At 41.2% G+C, this 14,076-nt stretch carries 12 protein-coding genes and 1 pseudogene; 6 read left to right on the forward strand and 7 right to left on the reverse strand.

What is annotated here, in order from left to right:
- The 4 genes from ACLIIY_RS29300 to ACLIIY_RS29315 all read right to left on the reverse strand — a co-directional run bounded on the left by ACLIIY_RS29300 (position 1) and on the right by ACLIIY_RS29315 (position 5,118).
- A complete protein-coding gene (locus ACLIIY_RS29300) occupies positions 1-195 on the reverse strand; it encodes a hypothetical protein (RefSeq protein WP_025788829.1) in 195 nt (64 codons plus the stop codon).
- A 331-nt stretch (positions 196-526) separates the two neighbouring features.
- Complete coding sequence (locus tag ACLIIY_RS29305) at positions 527-751, reverse strand: hypothetical protein (protein ID WP_000169013.1); 225 nt, start codon at positions 749-751, stop codon at positions 527-529.
- A 70-nt stretch (positions 752-821) separates the two neighbouring features.
- Positions 822-1,442, reverse strand: coding sequence for a ParA family protein (locus tag ACLIIY_RS29310; RefSeq protein WP_025788930.1), 621 nt, complete (start codon positions 1,440-1,442; stop codon positions 822-824).
- A 649-nt stretch (positions 1,443-2,091) separates the two neighbouring features.
- Complete coding sequence (locus ACLIIY_RS29315) at positions 2,092-5,118, reverse strand: Tn3 family transposase (protein ID WP_025789702.1); 3,027 nt, start codon at positions 5,116-5,118, stop codon at positions 2,092-2,094.
- A gap of 177 nt (positions 5,119-5,295) precedes the next feature.
- Here ACLIIY_RS29315 and ACLIIY_RS29320 point away from each other — a divergent pair, with 177 nt between their 5' ends.
- Positions 5,296-5,943: a recombinase family protein gene (locus tag ACLIIY_RS29320; RefSeq protein WP_023623169.1), complete on the forward strand. Its 648-nt coding sequence runs from the start codon at positions 5,296-5,298 to the stop codon at positions 5,941-5,943.
- Between the two features lie 123 nt (positions 5,944-6,066).
- Complete coding sequence (locus ACLIIY_RS29325; protein WP_434529554.1) at positions 6,067-6,804, forward strand: hypothetical protein; 738 nt, start codon at positions 6,067-6,069, stop codon at positions 6,802-6,804.
- Here the strand turns inward: ACLIIY_RS29325 and ACLIIY_RS29330 are convergent.
- Positions 6,781-9,762: a Tn3 family transposase gene (locus ACLIIY_RS29330; protein ID WP_024699795.1), complete on the reverse strand. Its 2,982-nt coding sequence runs from the start codon at positions 9,760-9,762 to the stop codon at positions 6,781-6,783. The two genes, ACLIIY_RS29325 and ACLIIY_RS29330, sit on opposite strands and share 24 nt — an antisense overlap.
- Before the next feature lie 154 nt (positions 9,763-9,916).
- Here ACLIIY_RS29330 and ACLIIY_RS29335 point away from each other — a divergent pair, with 154 nt between their 5' ends.
- The gene (locus ACLIIY_RS29335) at positions 9,917-10,501 is read left to right on the forward strand and encodes a recombinase family protein (protein ID WP_024699794.1); all 585 of its coding nucleotides are present in this window, start codon (positions 9,917-9,919) and stop codon (positions 10,499-10,501) included.
- 26 nt (positions 10,502-10,527) lie between these two features.
- Here the strand turns inward: ACLIIY_RS29335 and ACLIIY_RS29340 are convergent, their stop codons facing one another.
- Together ACLIIY_RS29340 and ACLIIY_RS29345 are read right to left on the reverse strand one after the other, a co-directional pair.
- The gene (locus ACLIIY_RS29340; protein WP_025499510.1) at positions 10,528-10,959 is read right to left on the reverse strand and encodes a hypothetical protein; all 432 of its coding nucleotides are present in this window, start codon (positions 10,957-10,959) and stop codon (positions 10,528-10,530) included.
- A complete protein-coding gene (locus ACLIIY_RS29345; protein ID WP_074531652.1) occupies positions 10,949-11,743 on the reverse strand; it encodes a hypothetical protein in 795 nt (264 codons plus the stop codon). The genes ACLIIY_RS29340 and ACLIIY_RS29345 overlap by 11 nt, the downstream gene beginning before the upstream one ends.
- A gap of 254 nt (positions 11,744-11,997) precedes the next feature.
- On the opposite strand from ACLIIY_RS29345, the pseudogene ACLIIY_RS29350 reads away from it, so the two are divergent.
- The 3 genes and pseudogenes from ACLIIY_RS29350 to ACLIIY_RS29360 form a co-directional block, all read left to right on the forward strand.
- Positions 11,998-12,606 (forward strand): annotated as a pseudogene (locus ACLIIY_RS29350) (hypothetical protein); the annotation flags it as partial.
- Complete coding sequence (locus ACLIIY_RS29355; RefSeq protein ID WP_025789544.1) at positions 12,590-13,015, forward strand: hypothetical protein; 426 nt, start codon at positions 12,590-12,592, stop codon at positions 13,013-13,015. The pseudogene ACLIIY_RS29350 and the gene ACLIIY_RS29355, both read left to right, overlap by 17 nt.
- A gap of 100 nt (positions 13,016-13,115) precedes the next feature.
- Positions 13,116-14,009, forward strand: coding sequence for an Rpn family recombination-promoting nuclease/putative transposase (locus ACLIIY_RS29360; protein WP_434529553.1), 894 nt, complete (start codon positions 13,116-13,118; stop codon positions 14,007-14,009).
- Positions 14,010-14,076: the final 67 nt, after the last annotated feature.

Here is a 14,076-nt window from a genome sequence, read left to right on the forward strand (position 1 = left end):
TTAGCCTCCCCGCCTGAGTTTTGGAGAGTAGCCAAAATCACGCGCAATGCGAACAGCCATACTTGGCCGTCGCTTAAATGCTTGATCAAAGTACAGTGTGAATAATCGGATGTACTCGTCATACGATGTTCCACTCTCTTTGCTCGCTCGATCTGCAATGTCTTCAATCTGACTTTGCCAGTAGTGTGGATTCATGCGCTGCCCTTTCATCAATTTAACTCTGTAGTATTTGATGTGTGGGCGTTGAGATAGTTTTCAATAGATCTTCGGCTCACGAATGACTCAACGACAGCTCGTTGAGCTGGCTGAAAGAAGTCACGTTCAATGAGACTCGATAACAATCTGAGTTCGTCGTCAGTCGCAGTTTGGTTCAGGGTGTGGTTAATGCTACAATTCACTTGCATTGAAATTTCCTCCTATGGGTTTTAATGCCCCTCTCAACAACTAGTTTGGCGACTTCTGTTGAGAGGGTTTTCTTTCATTCTTTCATTCTTTCATTCTTTCATTCTTTCATTCTTTCATTCTTTCATTCTTTCATTCTTTCATTCTCGTAAAGCTTTAGAAATAGCTCTTTTAATGTCAAGCCTCTTTCAGCAGCAAAAGATTTAATCTCAATATGCTTGCTTGGCGTAACTTTAAATTGAATATTTTTAGTCTCTTCCGAACTGGAGGCTTTACTACTCGCAGGAGTTTCTGTCACGCTTTGAGCGGGAGCACTCGGAGGGGCAATTTTTACTTTAGTTTTAGTCATATCAACACCAATCATTAAATCATTAAATCATTAAATCATTAAATCATTAAATCATTAAATCATTAAATCATTAAATCATTAAATCAACTATTTCTTGAACTACATTACTAGTCAAGACATTAAGAGAAGGAAAGCGAGTTTCAGTTACGGACAAGCCTTGATCTTGTGCTGATGAATAACCTGCTTTAAAAGGAATAACGTTAGAACAAACGGAAAAGCCCCACGCCTTAATCGTTTCTATTGCATTACTGGCTTCAGAATCTGTAGTGGCTTTATTAACAACAAAGAGAATTTTTTCATTGCCAATCCCGTTCATTTTAAAATCATTAGCTAAATTTAATTGCGGTTCAAGATCATCTAACGACGTACCTGTTGGAAGTACAACTAAAGAGGAAGCCTTTGCGATCAAAATGGAGTCTTGATCTGACGCAGGACGACCATCGACAATCAATAAGTTGTATAACTCTTCGTTTTTTAACGCAGTATCGACTCGACGATGAGATGAAGATGAAATCGACGGTTCTAATTTTTTATCATCTCGCCTAGCAGTCCATTTTCCACACGTTTGTTGTTGCCAATCCATATCGGCCAAATGAACAGACCAATCATTTTCAGCAAATGCAACAGCAACAGCTCTGGCTAGAGTACTTTTAGTTACGCCGCCTTTTTGACTTAAAAAACTAATAATCATTTCAAGCTCTTTTATTTTAATGAAAACATGCTTTCATTATTTCATGTTTTCATTAAAACGGCAATATTTAATGAAAACATTATTTCATGCTTCCATTAAAGGCAATTAAGGGGTTCCACGCCGGAACCGCCGAAATTTCCGTTAAGAACGGAAATCCTCGTGATTAAGTCCTTTATTGCTGGTAATTGCGTACGAATAAGGTGCCTTTAATGAGAATTAAATCGTACTAGTCATATGAGACACAAGAATCAACGATAGAAGCCTGATTGAATCACACTTGAGAGTGTCCGTTTAACGGTGGTCTATCGGACACCGATTTTTCTGATTTAGGAAAAAACGGCGGTTCCGGCGTAGAACCCCATTAAAAACCAACGGAACGAAAGTGTACGCTAATGAGATTAAGATGTTGATATATAAGCGATTAAATTATCAACAATATCATGCTAATTAAAGTATAGTATTGAGGTATAGAAAAACGGAAATAAGCAGAATGAAGACACCCACATCAATACATGATGGATTGTTTAAGTCGTTTTTAACGGTGCCAGAGACAGCGAAAGACTTTCTGGGGAGTTGCGCCCATTTCAGCGAAAAGTCCAAAGTTAGCTCTCAGCCCTTTATTTACAATGGCTGAGAGCATATAGAGTTTTTACGCGACCATTTCTAGCATCTCTTCTTCTCCTAGTGGCGCTAAGTTTTCAAGTAATCTTTCTAAAACTATATTGTCCTTTTTTTGACCAAATGTGTAATTCCCTGCAAGCTGGATATGACGCCAAGCAACGGGAGAAAGACCGGCTATCAACTCCACGACTTTTTGGTTTCCTTCCTTCTCAAATTTTTCAATTAAGCTAGATAACAACGCCGAATTATAATAAATGATGCAGTTCGCAATGATCCTCGCACAGTCATTCCATTGTTCTATCTGATAATCATCCCCACCACGAAACTGATTTCCATTGATTGAAGCAATCGCTCGGCGCAATTGGTGATAGGCCTCACCGCGATTCAGAGCTTGTTGAACAAAGTGTCTAAGCTCTGAATCATCAACATAATCCAAAACGTAGAGGCACTTTATGAGCCGATCATATTCTCTAAGCGCCGCTAATGTTCGTTGATTCTGTTTACCATTAGATAGTTTCGTTATGATGGTACTCTGCGTCGTTGTTTTACGGCTTAGCGAACAGATAATCCTTTGAATATTATGCCATTCTCGCTTAATTAAGGAGGTGTTAAATGGCTTACGCAGCCTCAAAACGAACGCTTCTCCGTAATCAATCTCAAACAGATCATGGAAGACATTTTTAAACTTGGCATAGCGTGGAGCAAACTGGTATCCGAATAGGTCAAGGATCGCAAAGTTAACGTTATTGACGCCATGAGTGTCGGTGGCCAGAGTTTTTGGGTCTATATCACTGGTATTGTTATAGAGTAAGTCAAAAGCATGATGCGCTTCATACTCGTTCGCTGAAATGACTTTAGTGTTCACTGGTACGTGGTTTGATACTAGTGTGAGAGCCGAAACACCTTTTCCTTTACGGAAGTACTTTGCCGAGAATCGCGCTTTAAATGTGTTTATACGACAAGCATGTTTTTGACCATCAATACTACCAAACGGAGCAGATTCATTAATTGTGTAATAGCTGAATATTGGGAGCTTTGCCAAGGCATTGGAAATCACATCATTTGCGTTACTGGTGGTTTCTGGTCTGATATACCCATCATTCACTGATCTTAATACCCCAATAGCTCGGTCTGATATCGACGACATATGGTGTAAGCCATAATTGGAACCATTACCAAAAATACACGCCAATAAGTCTTCTTCTCTTGCCTTACTGCCTTGTTTTTTGGTCGCTATATTCTTAAATGCATCGAGATACCCCGTTTTCTGATGGACATAGTCCATGATTTCAATGATCCCCTTATGTTGGAGTTGGCTGTAGACGGGATTATCCACTTCCTCCTTCCAGCGCTTATTGGCAAGCTTCCAAGTGAGTTGATTTGATCTAGGTTGATGGACAACAAAATCATTTGCACCGTCATTAATGTTGCGGCTGACCACCTCCATTTTCTTACGTAAGGTCTGTGTTAAATTGGTAAGCGTTTTCTCAATAGGAGTCGTTAACTTTTCTAGCCCAGTATTAACAATAATATGTTCTCTATGCTCCCACTCAGAAATAGGGATTAAGTCATCTTCTAGGCGCTTATTCTTTGCACTCTCATTGATGAAAATATGATTGCTATCAAGCATTCGTGAAACTTTTTGGTACAAGTAATATTCAAATCGCCGCGGATTAGCACTGCCTGCTTCTACGATGTGCCCCTTATCTTGCTTAAGAATAAGCCTCTGATCTGCTGTGCAAATGTGTTTTTCTTTTTGGAGTTCTGATTTTGCCGCCTGCAACTGAGAGGCAAGCAATGATTGCCCAGGCTCACATTCAATATCAATAGCAAGAAAAAGAGGTCTTATCGTCTTCGCTACTTTTCTGTACTGGGTGTCGATGTACTCCCATTCATACTGACGCTTGTCGAAGTTTTTTTGATGTAGGTGCTGACTGATAAGCTGTAGCTCATCTTTAGACATGATGTCGAAGGCATTTTGCCGTACATCACCAAAATTGACTTGATCACTCACTGAGTCATCCACGAAAAGCTTCAATATGCTGCCTGCATGGGTTAGCTTGTCCCTAACCACTTCTAATTCATCGGCTATTTGCTGCTTCGCTGCCGCTGAGGCGGCTTCTCTTTGTTTTCGAGTCGCATACTGAAAGGCTGTCACTAACTTGTCATTCGTTTCTTGGTAGCGAAAGAATAAATAGCACACCATATACAACAGCCCCTGCCATTCAGGAAATCGACGAATTTTGTAAATAGATTGATGCCGGATAATAGAAGCGTAATAGTTCAAGTTCCCTTGTGACAACCTTAGCTCGCTGATGAGGCGTTTCACATCCTGATAAACACTCTTTATGGTATTGTGTGCCTCTATTTCACGATTAAGCTCTGCTGGAGTAAAGTCTTTAGCCGAGCCTTTTTGTATTGATAGTTGGTTTAGCCGCCCCTTGGTGTGTAGTATTTTCTTAAGTTGGGCTCGAGTTGTATCTGACATTTGATTTGAAAGAATTGACTCTGTTCGCTGTCGCTCATTTGCTAAGACAGTGGTGATCATGTTCTGTAATGTCGAATATCCAACCAAGCCAATGCGCTGTTGACCGAAGAAAGCCAAGCTCTCATCAAAAATGTATTTAGGATAGGTACATATCGTAGCCACATCTTGCAACCTTTCTAATAACGCCTTCTCAGCTGATTTGGTTAATCGTTTGAAGCCGAGTAGTTCGTGCATCTTCAAGATCAGTGTCGCTCGTGTGCTTTTAGCAATGAGGGGATATTTCGGTTTTCTGTTGGGGAAGTGAGTGGCGTAAATGTAATCAACATCTTGTTTCACGTCTCGCAATCTAAATTGCGGCACAACTGGCTTGGCTCGAAAATAGCCAATTAGGAGGATCAAATAAATTTTAGTTTCAATCTTTCCCATGTTTGATAGCGCTTTCTCGATACTCGGGTCTATCGAGAAAAACTCTTCACGCTCATTCTGATTAAATGCGGGACGGGAGTAAAGTTCATGGACTTCTTGTTCCGTTAATATTTGGATTCGACTTGGTTTAACTTTTCTCATTACTTTTTATTTTTTGTTAATAAATATTGAACAACTCGACATAGGGATAACTGTGCCTGCATGAAATTTGAGTCTACCTAAAAGACACGGGTTAAATTTGACATCAAACCCTGCAATGTCATAACCTAAATGACACAACCATTAAGATCATCATGTAAATGTCATATCGAGTGAATTATGTACATATTTGGCTACCTAAGAGCATCAACATCTGATCAAAATGCAAAACGTGCTCAGAGCACCTTACAAAGCTTTGTTCAAGATAAAGGCTACCGTGTAGCGGGCTGGTATATTGAGAATGAATCAGGCGCGTCTTTGCAAAGACCTGAACTTCTACGATTACTTGATGATGCTGCTGTTGGTGATGCGATCCTCATTGAGCAGATTGACCGCCTTTCACGTCTTGATGAAAAAAGTTGGTTTACATTGAAAGAAATGCTGAGCAAGAAAGCATTAAAAGTGATCAGCCTAGATTTACCAACCAGTCATATCGCTCTATCTCCTCAAGTCACCGATGAATTTACCAGCTCTATGATCAAAGCGATAAACAGCATGATGATGGACATGTTGGCAGCCATCGCTCGCAAAGATTACCAAGATCGGCGTCGCCGTCAGGCTGAGGGGATAAAAAAGGCCAAAGAGGAAGGGAAATATCGTGGCAGACAACCAAACCTCGAGCTCCACGAAAAAATCTATCAGTTGCGAGTCATCAATAAATTGAGTATTCGCGACACCGCAAAACTGACCAATGTCTCGGACAGAACGGTCATTCGAGTGGCAAAGAGGTTAGAGCATGAACGTTTAATTGATGATAAGACATATTGATTTTTGTCACTGCTAAAATGAGCGTTTTGATAGTGAAGTTGCCTATTCAACATATGACCAATATGACGCACCAAGAAAAATCGCTATGATTTCATACTCTTTATTCGACAATGTGAGCAAGTCATGAGCAAAAATCCTCCACCGAGAGGTCGAAACTATCCATTCGCACAGCGCGGTAGTGCTTTTTGGGAAAAGTGTCACGTCACATTCGATCAAGCCGTTGATATGTTTTATGACCAAACCGCTATGCAGCAACATTTAGGGCATGATCCTATTGTGAATTCATTGGTTTACAAAAGAGTTACATATCCCACTATTTTTGATGCTCAAAGAGCATACACACAGGATCAAAATGCCTTTTATCAAAAGAAAGAGCAGGAACAGCTTGCGCTTGAAGCAAGAGGCATCAAGGCATTTAAGAACATGAATGATGCGATCCGTAGTCGTTTAAATCCTACGGAGGATGGGTTAGCTAATCCGCTTGAGCGTCCTTTAAAACCAATGGGTGAAGCATCTAAGAGTATATTTGAACAGTTCACTAGTGAACTCGTTCATGAGCCGTCAGGTCGAAGTACAGATATCGCTTCCGTTCAATCCTATTCTCCAGTTAACGACCCTTATGGTTCAGAGCCTTTGTTATATAGCCAAACTCAAACGGTTGAAAAAGTATTGAGTGATTCTCTTGCTTTAGAGTGTTCTCTGGAAGATGAAATGGCTAAGAACATGCAGCATGTGCTTATCACGGATTTAGAAGATGCGCACAAGATATTGCATAACGTTTGGCTCGATTCTGGTAAAGATGTTGGGGTCCGCTTGGAAAACGGAAAATATCCTACGTTAAGGCTTCTTGTACGACTTTAAATCCACAGGCCTTAATGACCTAAATCTTTTCGGTGATAACTTGGTATTGGTGCGCCATATGTAATCACCACTGAGGTTAATATGTTCCCAACCAAGTGGCGATAGGTGAGCAATCAGATCTCCATCCGCTTCGATACCTTTTCGTTTAAGGGCCTCTATAGCTCTTTCTATATACACCGTATTCCATAATGTAATTGCTGCTGTAAGTAGAGTCAGTCCACTTGCTCGATAGCTTTGATTCTCAAGTCTTCGATCTCTTATTTCCCCAAGCCGATGCATAAAAACAGCTCTAGCAAGAGCATTACGTGATTCACCCTTATTCAAACCAGCTTGTACTCTGCGGCGCAAAGCCGGATCTCGAAGCCAATCAAGCATGAACAACGTTCTTTCTAATCTGCCAATTTCTCTTAATGCTTTAGCTAATCCATTCTGTTTGGGGTAACTAGCCAGTTTTTTCATCATCAGAGAAGCGGTGACTGTCCCTTGCCTAATTGATGTGGCAAGACGCAATACCTCATCCCAATGTGGCTCGATATCTTTTGGTTTCAAACTTGTTGGAGAGATAATGGATTTAAGTCCTGGGTATTGCTCCGGCTTTCCTTCTATATACAAGCGCTTATCATGAAGATCTCTAATTCGTGGGGCAAAGGCAAATCCTAGTAGATGCATTAAAGCAAAGACATGCTCTGTGAAGCCTGCTGTATCGGTGTAATGCTCGGCTATTTCAAGGTCACTTTCGTGATAAAGCAATCCATCAAGCACATGCGTTGAGTCTCTGACTCTACTGATTACCTTCGTGAAAAAAGGACTGTATTGATCTGAAATATGAGTATAAATCTGGACACCAGGCTCTTGGCCGTATTTAAGATTAACTTGACCTGCATAACGCCCATGGTTACCTACTCGAAAGTTTTGCCCATCAGAAGACGACGTTGAACCATCTCCCCAAAAAGTAGCCAGCGGACATTTTTTCTGAGCGTTGACGAGCTCAGCTAACGCTGACGAATACGTTTCATCCCTTATATACCAAGCCTGTATGCCTTCCAATGATGTTTTAGTTGTGCCTGGGCAGGATTCCGCCATTTTTGACAAACCTAAGTTTATGCCATCAGCGAGAATTGTCGTCATTAACAACTTCTTGTTCCTTGGCTTTCCATGCCTATTTTTAAGGTGAGTGAAGTGGTCAGTAAAAGAAGTCCAACGGTCTACTTCATCTAGTATCTCAGTGATTTTAGGGTGTGGCAGCATGCCGTAAACTAAATCAGCATAGGACGATACCTCTGGAGGGACACTGTTATCAAGAGGAGTGACTTTTAACCCTCTATCTGATACCTCAACATCTGGTAATTCACCAATCATAGCTAGCGTGTTGACTTCCTTTAATCTGGATGAAAGCAAGGCTATTCTGGACTGATAATACTCATGGAAATTCGTTGATACCGATAAAGGCAGTTGTTCATTATCTCGAGCTTTTTCAAAGTCTTGATATGGGGTTAGATAATCATCAAAATTTTTATAACGTCTTGAACCACTTACCCATATATCACCTGAACGTAATGCGCCTTTAAGTTCATTTAGAACGCAGAATTCGTAATACTTTCGATCAACTCCGGAAGGTGTCATCACCAGTTTTCTCCAGTTTTCCGGAATGAAGTCCAGTGGAGCTGAAGCGGGAACTTTTCTGAGCTGCTTTCTGTACATGTGTGTGAGTACATCTAAAGCACTCTTTAGTTGCACTGCACAAGGAGCTGCACTGAAATGCAAAGTAGACAACATTCGTGGCGCATATTTTCTTAATGTGCTGTATTTATCTATGATTAAGTGGAGAGGATCATAATTGTCTCTTTTCGCTAGGCTTTGAGTTTCTTCAATACTGGTAACGAACGCTTCCCAAGGAAGAATGTCTTCAATAGCCTCGTAAGGATCTTGACCAGACTGTCGCGCATTCAATAGTGCTTCACCTACTGATATGTATTGGCGTAGTTTATTCCTGATAAGTTTGCCGGATTGTTGAAGCCGCTCTGCTTGTGAATATTTTGCCTTGCTGAAAATACTCCCTAGTATTCGTTCATGTAGCTCAATGATCTCATCAGTTAATGTAGCTCGGGCTTCTTCTAGTACACAGACTAATGTTGCATATCGCCGTTTAGCGGAGAACTTGGCCAGATCTCTGCTACTCATCTTTTTCCCTTCACGTGCCAATTTTAATAAGCGATTTTGATGAACGCTTCTTTCTATCCCTTTTGGTAAAGCTATATTCTGTATGGTCGTTAGTCGATCGATATGTCGTAAGACACTCTTTCCATTTGCTGTCCCTGGCGGCTGCAACAACCACGCTAACCGTGAAGGTCGTCCCCCTTCGGATACGAGAAGATTATCAAGCGCATCTCGATGTTTCTGAGTTAAAGAAGTAGTGAGAGAAGAAAATACCGCTTTATCGGCAAGAGTTGTGGTTTCAGCTAATGTGCGTTCAATAACTTCAATTGTGGGAAAAATTATATGGTTATTATGTAGCCATTCAAGCATCTCTTCAGCAAGAAGAAATGCACGTTCTGTTCGCATTGCGTGGGGTAGAAGATGATTGATACAATCCTGTTTTCTCTGCTTGTTAAAGGGATTCAAACCGAGATAACGATATAGCTCTGCTAAATGTTCCCAGCGAGTTTCTTCTCTTTCTGCGTATTTCCCCCAAAGGTCAGAAGACAAGGACAGTCTCATCGAAACTCTAGATGCAATGCCCCCATGGGGAGGGTGCTGAGTATCAGGAAGAAACCCAGGCCCACGCAAGTAACAAAGCATGATAGCAAAGCCAAATCGGTTTTCTGATTTACGATGCTTGTTTATCAAACTGATATCTTGGTCGCTAAGGAAGCTGATCCGAGTCAAGATAATATCGTCATCAGGTATCACTAGCAGGTTTTCTTTTTCCTCGATACTCAATATTTGTCGTCTCGGCATAACATCTTCCTAACTTATTGGAGCTTGATAGAAAATACATGTACGAAACTGTTCGGTTTCGTACCCCTACCATATAATATGTACTAAACTATACCAAAGTAATTTCGTACACCCTTTGTAATTAGTACTCCCTTTTCGTACAGGAAAATGAACTATGTCACGTGTTTTTGCCTATTGTCGAGTGTCCACTTTAGAGCAAACGATAGAAAACCAACGGCAAGAAATTCAAGCCGCAGGATTCCATATAGAGAAACGCCGTATCATGGAAGAAAGCATCAGCGGCTCTGTTGCGGCAAATGAACGTCCTGAGTTTTCTCGATTACTCGATCGATTAGAACCAGGCGATGTGCTTGTTGTGACCAAATTAGATAGATTGGGGCGCAATGCTATGGACATCCGAAAAACTGTCGAGCATTTAGAAGAATTAGGTGTCCGTATTCATTGCTTGGCTTTAGGGGGCGTAGATCTAACAAGCTCGGCTGGAAAGATGACGATGCAAGTTATTTCCGCTGTGGCTGAGTTTGAGAAAGATCTACTTGTTGAAAGGACTCATGCAGGAATAGCTCGTGCAAAATCTGAAGGTAAGCGGTTTGGTCGCCCTCCATCACTTAACAAAGAGCAACAACAGGAAGTTTGTTTACGAATAAAGAACGGAGAAAGTATTAGTTCTATCGCTCGTGTATTCAATACAACAAGGCAAACCGTTATGAGGGTTCGTACAGCCAATGCCCTAATTTAACTTTGATTAGGGCTCTTTATCAGCGTTTAATGTCTCGATTTTATGTACATCAAATGAATACCGGTGGGGGTTATCTTAGTCAAATCCCGACTGTACACATACCCATATTTTTCTAACAAGTCGATAGAGTGATATGTCCATCCAGCAGCAAACGCCACACCTGCTAATGCAAAATAAAGACTAATTTTGTTAGCTAACTGCATAGCTCTTTGAGAATAAAGCTCATTGATTTTTTTCCCGTATAGCAACGCTTTAGGTGTCATAAAAAGCACACACACTAAAGCCCCAAAAACACCAACAGGAACCCACAAAGTAATAATGGAGACTTGCACAGTATCGGCTCGATTCAATAGATCAAGGTAATCCAGATAAACCCCATAAGAAGGATAAAGCCAACACAGCAACATTAATGAAATAAAAAACAAGCCAGCCAAACGGATTTTAGTTTTATATCGCACCTTCTAACCTTTCAACTATCGTTTGAGAAATTTTGTATTCGCCCCAAGCCCATTCAATTAGAACATATGTCGCTGTTACAGCAATTGCACCGATAATTATGGGTTGACCTAAGAAAGCAGCAGCAAATAAGGCGGCTTCACCAACTGCGCTCTGGAGCATAAATTTGAACATGTCAGAGCCAACATTGCCGAACCAATCCACTAGGTGATAATCATCCTTAAATATTAAATCGGTTGTGGCTATGCTGGCCGATACCACAAACGTTAAGGCTCCGGCTCCTTTAAAGTTTGCAGCCCTAGATTGAGGGCTAAAGCCAGCTTGCATCGACTTAAACGAGTTAAGCGGATATTTTTTCCCATCCATATTGATGCGTGTACCATTCACAAACGCATGTTTGAGCCATGATTTCACTGTATTGATACTCATAGCAAGAGCAGCAACGTTTTTACCAGCATCAAGCCAAACGTTATGCAAAATTTTATGAGCATCCTCAAGATCAACAATCATTACATGCTGATGGTTCTTCGCCATTTCTTCTTCAAGAGAGCATTGCAAACCAATAGAATCACTCAACGCCAGCTGAGAGGCTAAACCTTCCGTATGTGCGGGGATCCCGTAGATTTCAGCAATACTTTTGCCTTCAGCGTATTGCGGGGAGTGTTTCTGAGCCTCTTGAGAAGCCAATAAACTGTCACTGACATACGCATTTTCCTGTTGCACCGCTCTCTTTTGGCGCAACTCTTCTGCATCACGCTCCGCTAATGCCGCCTTGACTCGCTCGATGCGCCTGTCCACGTCCGGTTCAATCACTTTTCGTCCACCTTGCCAAAGCCCAAGCGATTTGCCGTATTGTAGATGTTTCTCTCTAGTTGCCATATGTACTACTCTCACTCCACTGACAGAGAAGAGAATAACAGCTAAAGCGTCGGGGCAAAAACTTGCTCAAAAGTTATAAATTAGTTGAAAGTTATCCTTGTAGGGAAACATATGGAAACCATTAAAATATGAGCTTAACGTAGGATATTTTCCGTTTTCCAAGCGGACCCCATGTTGCCGCTCTTGCTGCGAGTATTAATACAGCCAAATCATGGTTCAACCACACAGAGCCGATGTTTGACGCTGCGTCTATTGCTAAGCAATTCGGGGATATGAACATTAAGGCGGATCTTGTTGAGAGTAGAGGAAAAATCTTTGTCGCATTCAATGGGACAGATCTGAACGGGAAAGCACTCAAACATGCGTTTGTGAATGGCACTCGTGTCAACATGAATGGAAAAAAATACCCGCTGAACTCATTTAAAGCAATGCAAACTGGTTTTAGCCCGAAATCTAGGGCTGCAAACTTTAAAGGTGCAGGAGTTTTAACGTTTGTAGTATCGGCAAGTATTGCTACCAGTGACCTAGTATTCAAAGATGATTACCACCTAGTGGATTGGTTTGGGAATGTTGGCTCTGACATGTTTAAAGCGCTAGTTCAATTTGGGGCAGGTGAAGCTATTTTGTGGGGAGTTGTTGCTGCTTCCGGTTATGTACTTGTTGGTGCTATTGCCGTGGCTGTTACTTATGGAATTATTGAATGGGCTTGGGGTGAATATAATATCGCTAACTCAATAGTTGAGGTGTTAGAAGATGCTGTCGAAAACTAAAGTTAGATGTGCGGCAGTTCTTAGCTTTCTGCTTGTTCCATTGTGGTTTTGGGTTAGTGTTGGAGTCTTTCAAGATTATATTGATCTATTGAATCGAGAAGAAATGGTACAAGTTTCAGTTATTACGTTATGGGTTCCTGTTGGAGGCTTTGGTGCTATTTTGTTCATTGCGATTTTTTCTGGAGTTGCTTTAGTTACGGGAAAGACTGCAAGATTAGTTATCGGTGAACGATGGACTCCAGTGGTAAACAAAACAACTCTTTATTTTGCATTGGCAGGCGTAGCATTTGCTGCTGGATGGACATATCACTCTATCGATTTGTTAGAAAAATATGGGTATGTGTACAGCCGAGATTTAACAAGAATCACTCCAACAGGAATACATCTTATGTACGTGAAAGGTCGATGATTTAGTCACAATGTTTGAATTTAAAAAGGCTCCTTCGGGAGTCTTTTTATTCGCTACTACTCTTCGGAATCCCTTGTAACTAAAGGCCTGAGAGCCAACTTTGGACTTTTCGCTGAAATGGGCGCAAAACCCCTTTCTCGATGCTCACTTACCAGGACACATTAAACAAATCTGCAACCTCGATACGCTCCAACTCCAATCCGGTTCATTTTTGGAAGAGGAGTTAGTACCGTATTATTCCGATGTGTTGTATTCAATGGAAACCGCGAGTGGGGTAGGCTATGTATATGCTTTGGTGGAACACCAAAGCAGTCCAGATAAGCACATGGGGTTTAGGTTGATGCGATATGCAATCGCAGCGATGAAACAACACCTTGATGCTGGTAATGACACATTGCCTTTAGTCGTACCATTGTTGTTTTATCATGGCAAAACCAGTCCTTATCCATACAGCACTAATTGGTTGGATGAGTTTGAAAATCCAGAGATAGCTCAATCACTCTATGGTCAGCCTTTTCCTTTGGTGGACGTTACAGTGATACCGGATGATGAAATCATTCGGCATAAACGAGTAGCTTTGTTAGAGCTGGTACAGAAGCATGTGCGACAAAGAGACTTGTTGGATTTTACCGACACACTGGTTACACTGTTATTAGAACGTTTAATAACCAGCAAACAATTAGATAGTTTAGTAGAGTATTTGCTAAGGGTAGGGGAAACATCAAATCTAGAAGATTTAATGCGAACATTAGCGAAGCAAGTACCGGAGCATGAGGAACGATTCATGACAGTAGCAGAACAATTGGAAGCGCGTGGAGAAGCACGTGGCCGCGAACAAGGTTTACAGCAAGGCAGACAAGAAGGTGAAGAATTTGGTCGGCACGAAACCCAACTAGCAATAGCAAAGAGAATGCTTTCTGCGGGTATTGATATTGCTTTAGTCGTCCAAACGACAGAACTTACCGAAGATGAGATCGCAAAGCTTATCAACTAACGTTTAGTTTTATTCAATATAATGGCGAAGTGTTAATGACATTTCGCCATTTTTTCACTCACACTTA

The sequence above is a fragment of the Vibrio sp. K4 genome, assembly GCF_051122595.1.
Classification (GTDB): domain Bacteria; phylum Pseudomonadota; class Gammaproteobacteria; order Enterobacterales; family Vibrionaceae; genus Vibrio; species Vibrio owensii.